Genomic DNA, 18,273 nt, shown 5'->3' with positions numbered 1-18,273 from the left:
TGTCTTATTCCACGCAATCCATTTCCAGCGCCGGTGACTAATTGCTTGTATTCACTGAAATAACCGAGATGGCACAGGCTGTGCAATAGCCAGGGCATCACCACCTCTAAGAACCGAGGAACGAGCAATGTCCGGAAAGATGAAAACGATGGATGGCAACGCAGCGGCAGCCTGGATCTCCTATGCCTTTACTGATGTCGCGGCGATTTACCCGATTACGCCCTCCACGCCGATGGCGGAAAACGTCGATGAATGGGCTGCGGCGGGCAAAAAAAACCTGTTTGGCCAGCCGGTGCGTTTAATGGAGATGCAGTCGGAAGCGGGGGCGGCTGGCGCGGTCCACGGCGCGCTCCAGGCCGGAGCGCTCACCACCACCTACACCGCGTCGCAGGGATTGTTATTGATGATCCCTAACTTGTACAAAATCGCCGGTGAACTGCTACCTGGCGTGTTTCACGTGAGCGCGAGGGCGCTGGCGACAAATTCGCTGAACATTTTTGGCGATCATCAGGATGTGATGGCGGTGCGCCAGTGCGGCTGCGCGATGCTGGCCGAGAGCAATGTCCAGCAGGTAATGGATCTCTCGGCGGTGGCGCATCTGTCGGCAATCAAAGGTCGTGTGCCGTTTATCAACTTTTTCGACGGGTTTCGTACTTCGCACGAGATCCAGAAAATCGAGGTGCTGGAGTATGACGAACTCGCGCCGCTGCTGGATAACGATGCGCTGAACCGCTTTCGCCGCAATGCGCTGAACCCGGAACATCCGGTGATCCGCGGGACGGCGCAAAACCCGGATATCTACTTTCAGGCGCGCGAAGCGGCTAATCGCTATTACGATGCCTTGCCGGAAATTGTCGAAAACTATATGGCGGAAATCTTTGCCCTCACCGGGCGCGAATACCATTTGTTTGATTACTACGGCGCCCAGGATGCCGAACAAATCATTGTGGCGATGGGGTCGGTGTGCGACACCATTTCGGATGTCGTGGACGCCCTTTGCGATAGCGGTGAAAAAGTCGGCCTGCTGACGGTGCATCTGTTTCGCCCGTTTTCGCTGTCGCATTTCTTTGCCCGGATCCCGTCCAGCGTGAAACGCATCGCGGTGCTCGATCGCACCAAAGAGCCGGGTGCGCAGGCCGAGCCGTTATGTCTGGATGTGAAAAATGCCTTTTACCACCACGATAACGCGCCGTTAATTGTCGGCGGTCGCTACGGGCTGGGCGGTAAAGATGTGCTGCCGGGAGATATTGTCTCGGTGTTTGAAAACCTGAAAAAACCGCTGCCAAAAGATGGCTTTACGCTGGGTATTTTTGACGACATCACCCACACTTCGCTGCCGCTGCCTGCCTGGGACGTGCAGGTTTCACGCGAGGGGATCACCGCCTGTAAATTCTGGGGGCTGGGATCGGATGGCACTGTCAGCGCCAACAAGAGCGCGATTAAGATAATCGGTGACAACACGCCGATGTATGCGCAAGCCTATTTTGCCTATGACTCGAAAAAATCGGGCGGCATTACCGTGTCGCATCTGCGTTTTGGCGAACGGCCCATCACCTCACCCTATCTGATTAATAAAGCTGACTTTATTGCCTGCTCGCAGCAATCGTATGTCGACAAATATGATCTGCTGGATGGGTTAAACCCCGGCGGGACATTTCTGCTCAACTGTACCTGGTTTGGCGAAGAGCTGGAAGCGCGGCTGCCCAACGCGATGAAGCGCTACATTGCGCGCCAGGGCGTGCGCTTTTACACCCTCAACGCGGTGGACATCGCCCGCAGGCTGGGGTTGGGCGGGCGTTTTAATATGCTGATGCAGGCGGCGTTTTTTAAACTGGCGGGCATTATCGAACCCCAAACGGCGTCGCGTTATCTGAAGCAGGCCGTTGAGAAATCTTACGGGCGTAAAGGGCAGAAAGTGGTGGATATGAACAATGCCGCCATCGATCTTGGCATGGAGGCGCTGCAGGAAGTGATGGTGCCGGAGCGCTGGGCATGGCTGGAAGATAATGCCAGTGAGGATACGCGCCTGATGCCGGACTTTATTCGCGATATTCTTGAGCCAATGAATCGCCAGTGCGGCGACAAACTGCCGGTCAGCGCCTTTATGGGCCGGGAAGATGGCTCGTTCCCACCCGGCACCGCCGCCTGGGAGAAACGCGGTATCGCCCTGCAGGTGCCGGTCTGGAACCCTGAAGGCTGCACCCAGTGCAATCAATGTGCGTTTATTTGCCCGCATGCGGCGGTGCGCCCGGCGCTGCTGGATGAGGCCGAGCGGCAAGCCGCGCCGCCTGCGCTGTTGAGCAAACCGGCGCAAGGGGCGAAAGGGTATGAATACCATCTGGCGATTTCGCCGCTGGATTGTTCCGGGTGCGGTAACTGTGCGGATGTCTGCCCGGCGAAAGGCAAGGCGCTGACCATGCAACCGCTGGAGAGCCAGCGGGCGATGGTTCCTGTCTGGGATCATGCGGTAGGTCTATCGCCTAAAGCCAATCCCTTCAGCAAAACGACCGTTAAAGGCAGCCAGTTTGAAACACCGCTGCTGGAGTTTTCCGGCGCGTGTGCCGGGTGCGGAGAGACGCCGTATGCGCGGCTGGTCACGCAACTGTTTGGCGACCGCATGATGATCGCCAATGCCACAGGCTGTTCGTCAATCTGGGGGGCCAGCGCGCCGTCCATTCCGTGGACGACAAACCATAAAGGCCAGGGGCCGGCGTGGGCGAACTCGTTGTTTGAAGATAACGCCGAGTATGGCCTTGGCATGATGCTGGGCGGTCGCGCATTACGCGAACAGATCGCCAGCGATGCGCGAAAAGCGCTGGAATTACCGCTTGGCGCAGACCTTGAGCAGGCGCTGCGCCAGTGGCTGGAGCATAAAGATCTCGGCGACGGGACACAGGCGCGCGCCGGGCAGCTCAGCGCGTTACTTGAACAGCAGAAGGGCGATGACCCGCTGCTCAACCGGCTGTATCAAAACCGCGACTATTTCGCCAAGCGATCGCAGTGGATTTTTGGCGGCGACGGCTGGGCGTATGACATTGGCTTCGGCGGGCTGGATCATGTGCTGGCCTCCGGCGAGGACGTTAATATTCTGGTGTTTGATACCGAGGTTTACTCCAATACCGGCGGGCAGTCGTCAAAATCAACCCCTGCGGCGGCCATCGCCCGATTTGCCGCTGAAGGCAAGCGGACGCGCAAAAAAGATCTCGGCATGATGGCGGTTAACTACGGCAATGTGTATGTCGCGCAGGTGGCGATGGGTGCCGATAAAGCCCAGACATTGCGGGCGATTGCCGAGGCGGAAGCCTGGCCCGGACCGTCGCTGGTGATTGCCTATGCCGCGTGCATTAACCACGGTCTGAAAACCGGTATGGGATGCAGTATGCGCGAGGCGAAACGGGCGGTCGACGCGGGTTACTGGCATTTATGGCGCCATAATCCGCAACTGCTGGAAAAAGGGAAAAACCCGTTTATTCTCGACTCCGACGAGCCGGAAGAGGATTTTCGCGAGTTTCTGCTCGGCGAAGTGCGCTATGCCTCGCTCGAGCGCATCTCGCCATCACTGTCCGAACAGCTATTTGCACAAACTGAACAGGATGCGAAGCAGCGTTTTGCCCGCTATCAGCGGCTGGCGGGAGAGTAAGGTGCTGAAGCCCGGTGGCGTCGCTACCGGGCTGATAGACACCCGTAGCCGGTATGGCGAATAACGCAGAGAACATTTTTACGCCCGCACGCATTATCGATGGCAAGTGGGATCTTCCACGCTAATTTTCCCCATGAATTGACAGCCAGAAGGGGGGGGGCAATCCTGTACATCAGCCCCTTACTGGAACTGTTTATGAACGCGAAAACCCACCTGAGTTAGCGATCAGCAACGTTATATTGTCAGCACGAATTGACAGGCCGAACGGGCGTTTCAATACTAAACAGGAACTCTTTTACCGGAACTGTTTATGAACGACGAAACCTCGCCTGCGTTTGTCATCCGCAATTTTAACCACATCGAAATGGAAAACTTCGTGCGCCCGCCGCTGTATGAATCACTCGGCGGCTCGCTGACCAAAGGCACCCTCGCCAGTAAACTCGGCGCGTCGATCGATATTTTGCCACCGGGCAAACGTGCCTGTCCGTTTCATCTCCATCACGCGCAGGAAGAGATGTTTATTGTGCTGAACGGCAACGGTACGTTGCGCATCGGCGATGAAGAGCGGCCCATCCAGGAAGGGGATGTTATCTGCATTCCGCCAGGAAAAGCGTGGCCGCACCAGATTATCAATACCTCTGAACAACCGCTGCGTTATATCTCGATTAGCACTATGGAAAGCCCGGAAATCTGCGAATACCCGGACGCCGATAAATTCCTCGCGAGAGCACGTACAAACGGCCGGGATGACTTCCGGCGCGTCGAATTTCGCGGTGCAGGTGTGGATTACTGGGAAGGCGAGCCGTGAAAACCATCGCCCCGGCGCATGGGAGATACCCGCTACAGGCTGACAAAATGGCTAACGCGGGTATCACCGCGCAGTTCGTGAATGAGAAGTGCAGGTGGATCGCTTACCGCCGGGATGTGCTGAGCATTGAGCATCAGCGGGTTCGCCGGGCAGATGGAGCCGCAAAGGTACGCCGGGATACCGGCAAATGTGGCGGACATCGCGCGGTGGACGTGGCCGGCGCACAGCGCCAGCGGCGGATGCGGTAAGCGCGCCAGCAGTTGCGCTAGTGCCTCGCCGCCATCGCACATGGCGTTATCCAGCGGGGCAATGCCGCTCGGGAAAAGGTGCTGGTGCAAAAAGACCATCGCCGGTTGCGGCTGCGCGCGCAGCGCCGCTTCCAGCCAGTGCAGATGTGGGCGGATATCGCCCCGGCTTTCACCGGTTACGGTCACATCCACGCCAATTACTGGCACGTTATTTATGTGCTCATGAAAATGCAGCGCGTCATGCGCAGATCGGTGAGCAAAAGCGGCCAGATTGTCACACATCACGGTTTTATCATCGGCATTGCCGGGCAGGATCAGCGAGCGGCACGCCAGGCGCTGTAATGCGTGGTCAATGGCGCGATAGCCTGCCCCCCAGCCGTCATCGGTTAAATCACCGCTCACCACCAGCAGATCGGGGCTGAGTTCACGTAACCAGTCGATGGCGCGGTGCAGGCGCTGCAGGTTGTCATTATCCGGCGCGGCATGAATATCGCTCAGTTGGGCAATCAGCATTCTCTCTCCGGGTTATCCGTTTTCACCGTCAAAGCGTAGCCTAACCAGGCTCACTGTAAAAACGGCATAAGTGACTGCATTGACGTTGTGGTATATGGCTCCGGCGACTGGGATCCGCCGGACGGCAGGTGCGATTTCCGCCTGGATCTGCACACCGGACAGTTAATTAACGACTGAACGTTACAGCACGGCTTCGTTGGCCTCACGGATGGCGGCGATAAACGCCTTCAACGTCGCCGGTATTTGCCGGTGACCGGAATAATAGAGACATAAACCAGCAATCGGCGGGCTGAATGGCGACAACACCTGTTGTGCCAGCCCGTTGTTGATCGCCTCGCGGGCATAAGGTTCGGGGACATAAGCAATGCCGAAGCCTTTTACCACCGCCTCGACCATCAGCGCGCTGTTATCAAGACATAAATTTCCGGGCACGTTGAGCGTCAGCGGCTTGCCATGTCGCACAAACTCCCAGCGATAGCGTTTGCCGCTCGGCAAACGCTGGGCGATACAGCGGTGGCGCAAAAGATCTGCCGGGCTTTGCGGTATACCCGCGCTGTGCAGATATTGCGGCGAGGCGATGGCGATAAAGCGGATCGGCCCGCCGAACGGCACCGCAATCATATCAAGCGGTACGGACTCCGCCAGCCGTACGCCCGCATCAAACCCTTCGGCGACGATATCCACCAGCCGTCCTTCGGTGACAATATCCAGCACCACCTGCGGGTGCGCCTGTAAAAAACCGTCAACCACGTGCGCCAGCAGCCAGCGCGCACCACCTTCATTGGCGTTAATGCGCAGTGTGCCGTGCAGCTCCTGCGGGCGAAAGCGGGTGGCATCCAGCGCCATATCTAACTGGTTGAGCAGGGGATCAATGCGCTGCAACAACGCCGCGCCTTCTTCCGTCAGCGAAACACTGCGGGTTGTACGATGTAACAGGCGCACGCCAAGCTGGCTTTCCAGACCGCGCATGGCGTGGCTCAGCGAGGAACGGGACACTCCCAGTTCATTGGCGGCTTGTTGAAAGCTGCGGTGCTGCGCGACCAGCAGGAACGCTTTTAAATCTGCGAGAGTGATATTTTTCATTGTTGAGTATTTTTCACCGCTGCATGCCGATTGGTGCGTCTTATCATAGCAGTGCCGGTTGCTTACGCTATCCACTCACCGGAAAACATGTGGAGGTATTTATGACGACATGGCTGATTACCGGCGCTTCGTCCGGGCTGGGATTATTGATAACGCAAACGCTGCTGGCGCGCGGCGACCGCGTGGTGGCCTGCGTACGGCGCGCGGACGCGCTGAATGCATTACAGGCGCAATATGCGTCGCGGCTGCACGTCAGCTGTTTTGATATGACCGACAGCGCGGCGCTGCGCCGCGAAGTGGATGCCGCGTTTACCACTTTTGGTGTGATTGAACGGGTGGTAAGCAACGCCGGCTACGGCTTGTTTGGCGCGGCAGAAGAGGTCAGCGATGCGCAAATTGAGCGGCAGATCGCTACCAATCTTACCGGCTCGATTCAGTTAGTGCGTGCCGTGTTACCGTGGCTGCGCGCGCAGCGCGGCGGGCGGATTGTGCAGGTCTCTTCGGAAGGCGGCCAGGTGGCGTACCCCAATTTCAGCCTTTACCACGCCAGTAAGTGGGGTATTGAAGGTTTTCTGGAATCGGTGGCTCAGGAGGTGAAACCATTTGGTGTCGATATTGTGATTGCCGAGCCCGGCCCAACGCAAACCGGCTTCGGTGCCGGGCTCGATCACGCCACGCCGCTCGCGGTCTATGACGATACGCCTGCGGGCGAAGTGCGCCGGGGGATCGCCAACGGCAGTTTTGACATAAAAGGCGATGCGCAGCGCACAGGTGATGCAATTATCGCAGCGGCAGATGCCCCCGTGCCGCCGTTCCGGGTACCACTGGGCAGCCTTGCCTGGGAGCACATGGTGGCCTCGCTCCGCGCCCGATTAGCGGAAATTGAGCGCCAGCGCAATGTGGCGTATTCCGCCGACCGGGATTAAAACGACAACAGCGGTTTGGCTATCCGGCCTGGCGTCTGGTACAGCGTGATAGCCTGCCGCCAGTGTTGAAAATCTGTCAGCGTGACCTCGCTCACGGGCGTTATGCGCAGCCGCTCCCAGAGTGTGCAAAACGCCTGCTGCCAGCTATCTGCCGTCATCGCGTCGAGATAGTTACGCACATGGAACCAGTGGACCGCGGGTAAGCGCTGGCGGATGCTGAATGGCTGCCCGGAGAGCAAACCGTAGCTGATAAATTGCCCCGTTTTCGGCATTGATTGCAGCAGCGTTTCCGCCAGTGTGCCGCCGGTGGCGTCATAAATAACGCTGGCTTTCTCCGCCGCCCGTTTGATGGCGGCGCTGTCCGTATCGGCCAGCGGTATCACGCCGCAGGCCGCCAGGCGGCTGGCATGAATGGCGGAACGATAAATACCGGTCACGCTTTTCGCCCCCTGACCCCTGGCCCACTGCGCAAGGTAACCGGCGCAGTCAGAACCCGCCGCGGTGACCAGCACATGTTGGCCGTGAGCCGGGTAACGTTCCAGCATCATCTGCGCGGCCAGCGGATTGATGTAGGCGCGGGCGGCGAGCGTATCGTCAATATCATCCGGCACCGGCACAACCAGCTCCGCCGGGCAATCAACATACTGCTGCCAGGTGCCCTGGCCGCGCAGCGGCAACACACGTTTGCCCAGCAGATGCGCGTCTGACCCGGACGTTTCTGTTACCACGCCCACGCCTTCATAACCCGCGACGGCGGGCAGGGTGATGCGGTGGCTGTAGGCGCCGGTGACCGGGATCACATCTGAGGCATTCACCGGCGCAAAGCGCATTTTGACGCGAACCTGTCCTGCCGGAAGCGGTGCCAGCGCGGTGGTTTCAGCTTGCAGAACAGTCTGCGGTTCGCCGAAACTTCTGTACACTAACGCGGTGTTATACATGATGCCCACTTGTGATGTTGCTCTGTCTGAACAAGGATTATACCTATGTTTTTCCCAGTGAAATCAATCTGTTCTTTACTGCTATTGAGCGCGTTTGCCGCCAGCGCCGCCAATATTGATAACGCCACGCTGACGGCGGTGGCTCGCCTGCAGGAAGAACACTTAGGCGCACGCATCGGCATTGCGGTAGTGGATACCGCCAGCGGTGAGGCGGTGAGCTACCGCGGCGATGAGCGTTTTCCGCTTAACAGCACCCACAAAGCGCTGCTGTGCGGCGCGTTGCTGAGCAAGGTCGACAAAGGCGAACTGGCGTTAAATGAGACCACTCAGTTTGCGCAAAGCGAGCTGGTGACCTGGTCGCCGGTGACCAGCAAGTTTGTTGCGCCTGCTTCGATGAGCTGGCAGCAACTGTGCAGCGCGGCAATCACTGAAAGTGACAACACGGCGGCAAATCTGCTGGCGAAAAAGCTGGGCGGACCGGCAGCGGTGACGCGCTTCTTTGCTGATTCCGGTGACAGTGTCACGCGACTCGATCGCGCCGAACCTGAACTCAACAGCGCCGTGCCGGGCGATTTGCGCGATACCACCACGCCGCTGGCTGTCAGCCACACGCTGCAAAAGCTGGCGCTCGGCGAGGTATTAACGCCGCGTTCGCGCGCACAACTGGTGCAGTGGATGAAAGAGGATAAAGTCGCCGATGCGCTGCTGCGTTCCACGTTGCCAAAAGGCTGGGTGATTGGCGATAAAACCGGGGCGGGCGATTATGGTTCGCGTTCGATTATCAGTATTGTCTGGCCGAAAAAAGGCGCGCCTCGTATTGTATCTATTTATATAACGGATACTAAAGCGACAATGGCGCAAAGTAATGACGCCATTGCCCGCATCGGCAAAGCCATATTCAGCGCGACGAAGTAATAAAAAGGGCAGAGAGAAAAATCTCTGCCACTTATTTTAGTTAAATAACTTTCTGCCCCAAATTACCCGCAAAAATAACCATAAATGGATAATGGTTAAGTGTTGAGAATATCCTTATAATCTCCGTCCCTTTTCATGTCTTAAGTTTAAGCTGGAGGACAAATGGAGCTCAACCGGAGGCAGTTCTTTCGGATCTGCGCGGGCGGTCTGGCAGGAAGCACTGTCGCATCTCTCGGATTTTTATCTTCTTTTTCCGTTCACGCGGAAACCCGTCAATATAAACTCTTAAAAGCAAAAGAGACGCGAAATAACTGCACCTATTGTTCAGTCGGCTGCGGCATGCTGATGTACAGCCTCGGTGATAATGCGAAAAATGTCAGTGAAAGTATTTATCACATTGAAGGCGACGCCGATCATCCGGTGAGCCGGGGGTCATTGTGCCCGAAAGGCGCTGGCGTTCTGGACTATATTCACAGCGAAAATCGTTTATTACATCCGCAATATCGCGCGCCGGGTTCCGATAAATGGCAGCGAATTAGCTGGGATGAAGCAATTGATAAAATTGCGCGGTTAATGAAAAAAGATCGCGATGAAAACTTTATTGAAAAAAATGCGCAGGGCGTAACGGTCAATCGCTGGACCACCACCGGCATGCTCTGTTCTTCCGCCGCCAGTAATGAGACCGGCATTCTTGACGGCAAATTTACCCGCGCGCTGGGCATGGTGGCGATCGACTGTCAGGCGCGGTTGTGCCACGGTCCGACCGTTTCCGCGCTGGCACCGACCTTTGGCCGCGGCGCGATGACCAACAACTGGGTGGACATCAAAAACGCCAACGTAGTGCTGATCATGGGCGGTAACGCCGCCGAAGCGCATCCGGTCGGCTTTAAGTGGGTGGTGGAAGCGCAAACCAAAAACAACGCCACCGTGATGGTCGTCGATCCGCGCTTTAACCGCAGTGCGGCGGTGGCCGATTTCTATGCGCCGATCCGCGCCGGTTCCGACACCGCGTTTCTGCTTGGCGCGATCCGCTATCTGATTGAACATGACCAGATCCAGCATGAATATGTGCGCCACTACACCAATGCCAGCCTGATTATTCGCGAAGATTACGCCTTTAACGACGGCCTGTTCAGCGGCTACGACGGGCAAAAACGCCAGTACGACAAATCAAGCTGGTTCTACCAACTCGACGCCCAGGGCAATGCGTTGCGCGACGAGACGCTGAGCCATCCGCGCTGCGTGTGGAACTTGCTGAAAGCCCACGTTGCGCGCTACACACCGGAAATGGTCAGCCGCCTGTGCGGCACCACGGTAAAAGATTTTACCCATGTTTGCTCGGTGCTCGGCAGCACCAGCGTGCCGAACCGTACCGCTACCATTCTTTATGCGCTGGGCTGGACGCACCACTCGGCCGGGGCGCAGATCATTCGCGCGGCGGGGATGCTGCAACTGCTGCTCGGTAATATCGGTATGGCGGGCGGCGGCGTGAACGCGCTGCGGGGCCACTCGAATATTCAGGGCTATACCGACTTAGGCCTGCTGTCGACCAACCTGCCGGGTTATATGCCGCTGCCGTCAGAGAAACAGCCGGATTACCAGACCTATATTTCGCAAATCACCCCGCCGTCGCTGGGGGTGAACGAAGTGAACTACTGGCAGAACACGCCGAAGTTTTTCATCAGCATGATGAAGAGTTTCTGGGGCGATCGCGCCACGGCGGAGAACAACTGGGGTTACGACTGGCTGCCGAAATGGGATCGTCTCTACGATGTGATGACCCAGGCCGAGCTGATGCTCGAAGGCAAAATCAACGGTTATATCGTGCAGGGGTTCAACCCGCTGGCGGCTTTCCCGGATAAGAACAAGTCATCACGCGCGCTGGCGAAACTGAAATACATGGTGGTTATCGATCCGCTGGCGACCGAATCCTCCACCTTCTGGCAGAACCACGGTGAGATGAACGACGTCAATCCAGCGGAAATTCAGACCGAAGTGTTCCGTCTGCCATCCTCCTGCTTTGCTGAAGAGGACGGTTCCATCGCCAACTCCGGTCGCTGGTTGCAGTGGCACTGGGCCGCCGCCGAGCCGCCGGGAGAGGCATTGCACGACGCCAAAATCCTGGGACGCCTGTTTATGCGCCTGCGCGAGCTGTATCAGGCCGAAGGCGGAGCCAACCCGGAACCGCTGCTGAACATGTCCTGGGATTATAACGATCCGTACGATCCGCATCCGGAAGAGGTGGCCCGCGAAGCCAACGGTAAAGCGCTGCGCGATCTGTATGACGACAAAGGCACGCTGATTGCCAAAAAAGGCGAGCAGTTAAGCAGCTTTGCGCAACTGCGCGATGACGGCTCCACCAGCAGCTTCTGCTGGGTGTACTGCGGTAGCTGGACGGAGCGCGGAAACCAGATGGCGAACCGTGATAACAGCGATCCGTACGGGCTGGGCTGTACGCCGGGCTGGGCGTGGTCGTGGCCGGCGAACCGCCGCATTCTTTACAACCGCGCCTCTGCCGATCCGGCGGGTAAACCGTGGGATGCGAAGCGCGCACTGCTGCACTGGGATGGTCAGCGCTGGACAGGTATGGACGTTGCCGATTACAGCCAGGCTGCGCCAGGCAGCAATGTCGGGCCGTTTATCATGAATCCGGAAGGCGTGGCGCGCCTGTTCTCCATCGACAAGATGAACGACGGCCCGTTCCCGGAACACTACGAGCCGATTGAATCGCCAATTGGCACCAACCCGCTGCACCCGGAAGTGGTTTCCAGCCCGGTAGCGCGTATTTTCGCCGCCGACAACGCCAATATGGGCAAAGCGGATGCTTTCCCGTATGTCGCCACCACCTACTCAATAACCGAGCTGTTCCGCCACTGGACGAAACATGCCCGCCTTAATGCCATCGCGCAGCCGGATCAGTTCGTTGAGATTGGCGAAGCGCTGGCAAAAGAGAAGGGCATTCTCGCCGGCGACGACGTGAAGGTGATGTCGAAACGCGGTTTTATCAAAGCCAAAGCGGTGGTCACGAAGCGTTTGCAAACCCTGACCATTGACGGTCGTCGGGTCGACACCGTCGGCATTCCGTGCCACTGGGGTTTTGAAGGGGCCACGCGCAAAGGCTTCCTTGCTAACACGCTAACGCCGTCTGTCGGCGACGCTAACTCGCAGACGCCGGAATACAAGGCGTTTTTGGTCAATATTGAGAAGGCGTAAGGAAGCGAAGCTATGTCCATGCAATCACAAGACATTATTAAACGTTCAGCGACCAACGGTTTTACGCCGCCGCCGCAGGCACGGGATTTCCGCGCCGAAGTGGCAAAGCTGATTGATGTGTCCACCTGTATCGGCTGTAAAGGCTGTCAGGTGGCCTGTTCCGAGTGGAACGATATCCGCGATGAGGTGGGGTATTGCGCCGGGGTGTATGACAACCCGCTCGATTTAAGCGCCAAATCCTGGACGGTGATGCGCTTTAGCGAAACCACGCAAAACGGCAAGCTGGAGTGGCTGATCCGCAAAGATGGCTGTATGCACTGCGCGGAGCCGGGTTGCCTGAAAGCCTGCCCGTCGGCGGGCGCGATCATTCAGTACGCCAACGGGATTGTCGATTTCCAGTCGGAGCACTGCATTGGCTGCGGCTACTGCATTGCCGGTTGCCCGTTCAACGTGCCGCGCCTCAACCCGGACGATAACCGGGTCTACAAATGCACGCTCTGTGTCGATCGCGTCAGCGTCGGCCAGGAGCCCGCGTGTGTGAAAACCTGCCCGACCGGGGCGATTCATTTTGGTACCAAAGCCGAAATGCTGGAGCTTGGCGAGCAGCGCGTGGCGCAGTTGCAAAAACGCGGTTATGTCAACGCGGGGGTATACAACCCGCAGGGCGTGGGCGGTACGCATGTGATGTATGTGCTGCATCATGCCGACCAGCCGGGGCTGTATCACAACCTGCCTGCGGAACCGAAAATCGATGTGCCGGTTAATGTGTGGAAAGGCATTCTCAAGCCGCTCTCCGCCGCCGGGTTTATCGCCACCTTTGCCGGTCTGCTGTTCCACTACATCGGCGTAGGGCCGAACAAAGAGACGGATGACGATGAAGAGGAGCACGACCATGAATAAAAGCAAAATGATCCTGCGCACCAAATTTATCGACCGGGCGTGCCACTGGACGGTGGTGATCTGCTTTTTCCTGGTGGCGTTATCCGGTATCGCACTCTTTTTCCCGACGCTGCACTGGCTGACGCAAACCTTCGGCACGCCGCAGATGGGGCGCATTCTGCATCCGTTCTTTGGCGTGCTGATCTTTCTGATCCTGATGTTTATGTTCGTGCGCTTTGTGCACCACAACATTCCGGACAAGAAAGATCTGCCGTGGCTGAAAAACATTGTTGAGGTGCTAAAAGGCAACGAGCATAAGGTGGCGGATGTCGGCAAATATAACGCCGGGCAAAAAATGATGTTCTGGACCATCATGAGCATGATTTCGCTGCTGCTGGCGACGGGCGTGGTGATCTGGCGACCGTACTTTGCCCACTTTTTCCCCATCTGGCTGATTCGCTGGTGTTTGCTGGCGCATGCCACCAGCGCCATTATCCTGATGCTCGCCATTCTGGTGCACATGTATATGGCGTTCTGGGTGAAAGGGTCGATCAAAGGCATGATTGAAGGCAACGTGAGCCGCCGCTGGGCGAAGAAGCACCATCCGCGCTGGTATCGCGAAGTCGAAGCCGCAGAAGAAAAACAACAGCAGTAACGCAACTCACCGCCCGGTATGCGCGTGCATGACCGGGCGGCCCGCCAATGGCTTTGCAGATTATCGACTATGATTGTTCTTCGTGACATCGTGGAGAGGTAATTGCATGGCGTCGAAATCGTTTTGTAAAAGCTGGGGAGCCGAATACCTCGCGAATGGTCGCGTGCGTTTTCGGTTATGGGCCACCGGGCAACAGCAGATTTCACTGCGTTTACCGGCTGGCGAATTGCCAATGCAACGCCTTGATGACGGCTGGTTTGAACTGACCGTCGATAATATCGCCGCTGGTACGGCGTACCAGTATCTCCTGAGCAACGGCATGGCGGTTCCCGATCCCGCCTCGCGCGCGCAGGCCGCCGACGTTAACGGTCCTTCACTGGTCGTCGACCCGGATCATTACGTCTGGCAACACCCGCAGTGGCAGGGCCGCCCGTGGGCAGAATCCGTAGTCTATGAGCTGCATATCGGGACATTCACCCCGCAGGGAACGTTTCGCGCGGCGATGGAAAAATTGCCGCACCTCGCGCAACTCGGCATCACCATGATAGAAGTGATGCCCGTTTCCCAGTTTGGCGGCAATCGCGGCTGGGGCTATGACGGCGTGCTGCTCTATGCGCCGCACTCGGCTTACGGCACGCCGGATGATTTTAAAGCCTTTATCGACGCGGCTCATGGCTACGGCCTTTCAGTGGTGCTGGATATTGTGCTCAACCACTTTGGCCCGGAAGGCAACTATTTGCCCGCGCTGTCGCCGGATTTTTTCCACGCCGAACGCCAGACGCCGTGGGGGCCAGGCATCGCGTATGACGTTGACGCCGTGCGGCGGTATATCGTTGAAGCGCCGCTCTACTGGCTCAACGAATACAACCTGGACGGGCTGCGGTTTGATGCCATCGATCAGATTGAAGACAGCGCCGAGCCGCCAGTGCTGGTGGAGATTGCCCGCCGTATTCGCGAGGAGATCACCGACCGGCCGGTGCATCTGACCACCGAAGATTGCCGCAATATTATTGCGCTGCATCCGCGTGAGCCGGATGGGCGTGCGCCGCTGTTTACCGCCGAGTGGAATGACGATCTGCACAATGCCGCGCATGTGTTTGCCACCGGCGAAACCCATGCCTATTACCAGGATTTTGCGGATAAGCCCGAAGTGTGGCTGGCGCGCGCGTTAACTGAAGGGTTCGCGTTTCAGGGGGAAGTTGCCCCGTCAACCGGTGAACCGCGCGGGGTGGACAGCCGTAACCAGCCGCCGGTGGCGTTTGTCGATTTTATCCAGAACCACGATCAGACCGGCAACCGCGCGCAGGGCGAGCGGCTCATCACGCTGGCGGGCGAGGAGAGAACGCGCGTGCTGCTCGGCGCGCTGCTCTTTTCCCCGCATATTCCGCTGCTGTTTATGGGCGAAGAGTATGGCGAAACCAATCCTTTCCTGTTCTTTACCGATTTTCACGGCGATCTGGCGCGCGCCGTGCGTGAAGGGCGCGCGCGCGAATTCCAGGGCCATGCGGGACATGAGGGGGAAGCGGTTCCCGATCCGAACGCGCCTGAAACCTTTACCCGTTCACAACTGGACTGGGCGAAAACGCAGCAGGAGACCGGCCAGCGCTGGCTGACGCAAACCCGCGACTGGCTGACGCTGCGCCAGAAATATGTGGTGCCGCTGCTGACAAATGCACAGCGGCAAAATGGGGAAGTGATCGGCACCGCACCGGGGTTTATCGCGGTCCGCTGGCACTTCCCACAGGGGACATTATCGCTGGCGCTCAATATTGGCGAAGCCTCGCAACCGTTGCCGGACCTACCCGGCAAAACGCTGGTGGCCTGGCCGCGCGGGCAGGATGACTTACCGCCGAATGCGTTCATTGTTCGTCTGGCTTTGGGAGAGGGAATGTGAATACGCCAACCGCCACTTACCGCTTGCAGTTTCGTAACGGAATGACGTTTGATCGCGCCGCGGCGCTGGTTCCGTATCTTAAACACCTCGGTATCAGCCACCTTTATGCTTCGCCCATTTTTACCGCTGCCAGTGGCTCCACCCACGGTTATGACGTCACTAACGCCAATGAGATCGATCCGACGCTTGGCGGGCGCGGCGGGTTTGACCGGCTGGTGAGTGCGTTAAAAAACGCCGGGCTGGGGCTGATTCTGGATATTGTGCCAAACCATATGGCCGCGTCGCTGGAAAACGCCTGGTGGCGCGATGTGATAGCCAAAGGCGAGAAAAGCCCATATGCCCACCATTTCGACATCGACTGGTCGCGGCGGCTGACGCTGCCGTTTCTCGGTGATGATTTTGACACCGTGCTTGCAAACGGCGAGCTGGCGATCAAAGCCGATCCGCTGACCGGTGAACCGGCGCTGGCCTATTACGACAACTTTTATCCGCTGGTGGCAGAGAGCTGGCAAGGGCGGGAGCAGGCACTCATCGGCGAGACCGATCACACGCTAATCGCTGACATTCATGCGCAGCAGCCCTGGCGGTTAATGAGCTGGCGCGATGCGGCGAATGACCTCTCGTACCGGCGCTTTTTTGAAATCACCGGCCTGGTTGGCGTGCGCGTGGAAGATGAAGCGGTATTTGATGATGCACACCAGCTGATCCTTGAACTGGTGCACAGCGGCGCGGTGGACGGTTTGCGAATCGATCACGTTGACGGGCTGGCCGATCCGCAGGGTTATCTGACGCGCTTACGCCAGAAGGTGGGGCCTGAGTGTTACCTCACGGTGGAGAAGATCCTCGGCAAAGGCGAGCATCTTCCGGCTGACTGGCCGGTGTCCGGCACCACCGGGTATGAATTTATCGCTGCGCTGTCGGATGTGCTGGTCGATGACGCCAAGCTCGCTAACCTGCGCAAAGCCTACGACAACGTTGCCGGGCGGCGCGTGAATATGCGCGAGGAGCTGCGCGACGCCAAGCTGCTGATGGTCGATCGTAACTTTAACGGCGAATTCAGCGTGCTGGTGTCGCTGGCGCTCACTATTGGTCACGCGGAAATCCCGGTGCCGCAGGAGGACGCGGTACGCCAGGCGCTGCGCGAACTGCTGATCGCTTTCCCGGTTTATCGCACCTATGGCACGGAACAGGGGCTACCGGAGGCTGACACCGCGCTGTTAAACAAGGTGGTGGAGAGCGTTCAGCGCAGTCCGTATGCGCCGGATGCTGCCGCGCTCGATTTTGTGCGCCGCATTTTAGTGGGTGATGTGGCGAAAAGCGCGCTCGGTGCGGCGGCACGTTTTCGTACCCGCTTTCAGCAGCTTACCGGCCCGCTGATGGCGAAATCCGTCGAAGATACGCTCTTTTTCCGCCAGCATGTCGATCTGGCGCTTAACGAAGTCGGCGCGGAGCCACTACCGCGCACCTTTTCGCTCGATCGTTTCCACGCAGAGATGCAAACCCGGCTTGAGCGCCAGCCGGATGCGCTTTCCGGCACCTCAACCCATGACACCAAACGCGGGGAAGACGCCAGGGCGCGGCTCTATACCCTGACGGAAGCGCCCGAACGCTGGGCCGATTGCGTGGCGCGCTGGCGGCAGATGAACCATAGCAAAGTGCAACTGCTGGACGATGGACACGCCCCGCGACCGATGGTGGCGTGGATGATCTATCAGGCGCTGGCGGGCGTCTGGCCGGTCAACTTACAAGCCGATGACGTGGAAGGTTTGCGTGCGCTGGAAGAGCGGTTTGTGGCGTTTGTTGAAAAAGCGCTGCGCGAAGCGAAACAGCGTACTGACTGGATCGAGACTAACGACGCCTATGAACAGGCGGTGCTTGATTACGTGCGTCATTTGTTGTCGCCGGAGAATCGCGAGTTTTTAACCGATTTTACCGCCTCGCTACAGCCCTTTATTCGCGCCGGGCTGGTCAATAGCCTGACGCAAACGGTGATCAAACTGACGGCACCCGGCGTACCGGATATTTATCAGGGCAGCGAAGCGCTCAATTTCAGCCTGGTCGACCCGGATAACCGGCTGGAGCCGGATTACGCCGAGCTTGAGCGCCTGCTGGTAGACGAAGAGCAGGCCGATCCGCATTCGCAGGAGAGCTGGTCGAGCGGGCAGTTAAAGCAATTTTTCATCTACCGGCTGCTGCATTTACGCCAGCAGATGCCGTCGTTGTTCCGCCGGGGCGCTTATCTGCCGTTGACCATTGCGGGTGAAGAGGCGGAGCACCTGATCGCCTTTGCGCGCGTGGAAAACCAGGATGCGTTAATTGTGCTCGCCCCGCGTCTGCTGTTCGATGCCATCGACGGCAGCCTGGCGGGCGCCAATATTGCCCTGCCGGCGGAACTGGCGAATCGGCGTTACCGGGACATACTCAGCTCAGAGGAGGTTTTTCTCACCGACAAAGTGAATCTGCGATCGATAGGCGGTTTCACCTTTGCGGTACTGGTCAGTGCATGATTGCGAAGAAAAGGGTGCGGTTCATCAATCGTTATGTCTGGTGAGACTTTACAG

12 protein-coding genes are annotated in these 18,273 nt (G+C 58.1%); 9 read left to right on the top strand and 3 right to left on the bottom strand.

The window, feature by feature from the left end; translation table 11 throughout:
- The first annotated feature begins 127 nt into the window (after positions 1 to 127).
- Both nifJ and H650_RS02495 read left to right on the top strand, forming a co-directional pair.
- The gene (gene nifJ, locus H650_RS02500) at positions 128 to 3,640 is read left to right on the top strand and encodes a pyruvate:ferredoxin (flavodoxin) oxidoreductase (RefSeq protein ID WP_016496128.1); all 3,513 of its coding nucleotides are present in this window, start codon (positions 128 to 130) and stop codon (positions 3,638 to 3,640) included.
- Between the two features lie 310 nt (positions 3,641 to 3,950).
- On the top strand, positions 3,951 to 4,448 hold the full coding sequence (locus tag H650_RS02495; RefSeq protein WP_016496127.1) for a cupin domain-containing protein: 498 nt from the start codon (positions 3,951 to 3,953) through the stop codon (positions 4,446 to 4,448).
- Positions 4,449 to 4,480: 32 nt separating this feature from the next.
- Here H650_RS02495 and H650_RS02490 read toward each other — a convergent pair whose 3' ends face one another.
- On the bottom strand, positions 4,481 to 5,209 hold the full coding sequence (locus H650_RS02490; RefSeq protein WP_016496126.1) for a metallophosphoesterase: 729 nt from the start codon (positions 5,207 to 5,209) through the stop codon (positions 4,481 to 4,483).
- Positions 5,210 to 5,389: 180 nt separating this feature from the next.
- The gene (locus tag H650_RS02485) at positions 5,390 to 6,292 is read right to left on the bottom strand and encodes a LysR family transcriptional regulator (RefSeq protein WP_016496125.1); all 903 of its coding nucleotides are present in this window, start codon (positions 6,290 to 6,292) and stop codon (positions 5,390 to 5,392) included.
- A gap of 101 nt (positions 6,293 to 6,393) precedes the next feature.
- Here H650_RS02485 and H650_RS02480 point away from each other — a divergent pair, with 101 nt between their 5' ends.
- A complete protein-coding gene (locus tag H650_RS02480) occupies positions 6,394 to 7,218 on the top strand; it encodes an SDR family oxidoreductase (protein WP_016496124.1) in 825 nt (274 codons plus the stop codon).
- Here the strand turns inward: H650_RS02480 and H650_RS02475 are convergent.
- Positions 7,215 to 8,156, bottom strand: coding sequence for a zinc-dependent alcohol dehydrogenase family protein (locus H650_RS02475; RefSeq protein WP_016496123.1), 942 nt, complete (start codon positions 8,154 to 8,156; stop codon positions 7,215 to 7,217). The two genes, H650_RS02480 and H650_RS02475, sit on opposite strands and share 4 nt — an antisense overlap.
- Positions 8,157 to 8,201: 45 nt before the next feature.
- Here H650_RS02475 and bla point away from each other — a divergent pair, with 45 nt between their 5' ends.
- From bla to treY, 6 genes are all read left to right on the top strand, one after another.
- Complete coding sequence (gene bla / locus H650_RS02470; protein ID WP_016496122.1) at positions 8,202 to 9,071, top strand: class A beta-lactamase; 870 nt, start codon at positions 8,202 to 8,204, stop codon at positions 9,069 to 9,071.
- A 162-nt stretch (positions 9,072 to 9,233) separates the two neighbouring features.
- Positions 9,234 to 12,284 carry a formate dehydrogenase-N subunit alpha gene (gene fdnG / locus H650_RS02465; RefSeq protein WP_016496121.1) on the top strand — a complete coding sequence of 1,017 codons (3,051 nt, stop codon included), beginning with the start codon at positions 9,234 to 9,236 and terminating at the stop codon, positions 12,282 to 12,284.
- Between the two features lie 12 nt (positions 12,285 to 12,296).
- Positions 12,297 to 13,184, top strand: a complete 888-nt coding sequence (gene fdxH, locus H650_RS02460; protein ID WP_016496120.1) for a formate dehydrogenase subunit beta — start codon at positions 12,297 to 12,299, stop codon at positions 13,182 to 13,184.
- Complete coding sequence (fdnI, locus tag H650_RS02455; RefSeq protein ID WP_016496119.1) at positions 13,177 to 13,818, top strand: formate dehydrogenase-N subunit gamma; 642 nt, start codon at positions 13,177 to 13,179, stop codon at positions 13,816 to 13,818. Before fdxH ends, fdnI begins: the two co-directional genes overlap by 8 nt.
- A 106-nt stretch (positions 13,819 to 13,924) precedes the next feature.
- On the top strand, positions 13,925 to 15,712 hold the full coding sequence (gene treZ, locus H650_RS02450; RefSeq protein WP_016496118.1) for a malto-oligosyltrehalose trehalohydrolase: 1,788 nt from the start codon (positions 13,925 to 13,927) through the stop codon (positions 15,710 to 15,712).
- Entirely contained in the window at positions 15,709 to 18,219 is a 2,511-nt protein-coding gene (treY, locus tag H650_RS02445; protein ID WP_016496117.1) for a malto-oligosyltrehalose synthase, read from the top strand. Before treZ ends, treY begins: the two co-directional genes overlap by 4 nt.
- The last annotated feature ends 54 nt before the right edge of the window (positions 18,220 to 18,273 follow it).

The organism is Enterobacter sp. R4-368 (assembly GCF_000410515.1).
Lineage (GTDB): Bacteria > Pseudomonadota > Gammaproteobacteria > Enterobacterales > Enterobacteriaceae > Kosakonia.
Note: the sequence above shows the minus strand (reverse complement) of the source record. Positions and strands in the feature narration are given on the sequence as shown.

Bases quoted from the DNA above. Each gene is read 5' to 3' on its own strand.
- nifJ (WP_016496128.1), top strand. From the start codon at position 128: ATGTCCGGAAAGATGAAAACGATGGATGGCAACGCAGCGGCAGCCTGG.
- H650_RS02495 (WP_016496127.1), top strand. From the start codon at position 3,951: ATGAACGACGAAACCTCGCCTGCGTTTGTCATCCGCAATTTTAACCAC.
- H650_RS02490 (WP_016496126.1), bottom strand. From the start codon at position 5,209: ATGCTGATTGCCCAACTGAGCGATATTCATGCCGCGCCGGATAATGAC.
- H650_RS02485 (WP_016496125.1), bottom strand. From the start codon at position 6,292: ATGAAAAATATCACTCTCGCAGATTTAAAAGCGTTCCTGCTGGTCGCG.
- H650_RS02480 (WP_016496124.1), top strand. From the start codon at position 6,394: ATGACGACATGGCTGATTACCGGCGCTTCGTCCGGGCTGGGATTATTG.
- H650_RS02475 (WP_016496123.1), bottom strand. From the start codon at position 8,156: ATGTATAACACCGCGTTAGTGTACAGAAGTTTCGGCGAACCGCAGACT.
- bla (WP_016496122.1), top strand. From the start codon at position 8,202: ATGTTTTTCCCAGTGAAATCAATCTGTTCTTTACTGCTATTGAGCGCG.
- fdnG (WP_016496121.1), top strand. From the start codon at position 9,234: ATGGAGCTCAACCGGAGGCAGTTCTTTCGGATCTGCGCGGGCGGTCTG.
- fdxH (WP_016496120.1), top strand. From the start codon at position 12,297: ATGTCCATGCAATCACAAGACATTATTAAACGTTCAGCGACCAACGGT.
- fdnI (WP_016496119.1), top strand. From the start codon at position 13,177: ATGAATAAAAGCAAAATGATCCTGCGCACCAAATTTATCGACCGGGCG.
- treZ (WP_016496118.1), top strand. From the start codon at position 13,925: ATGGCGTCGAAATCGTTTTGTAAAAGCTGGGGAGCCGAATACCTCGCG.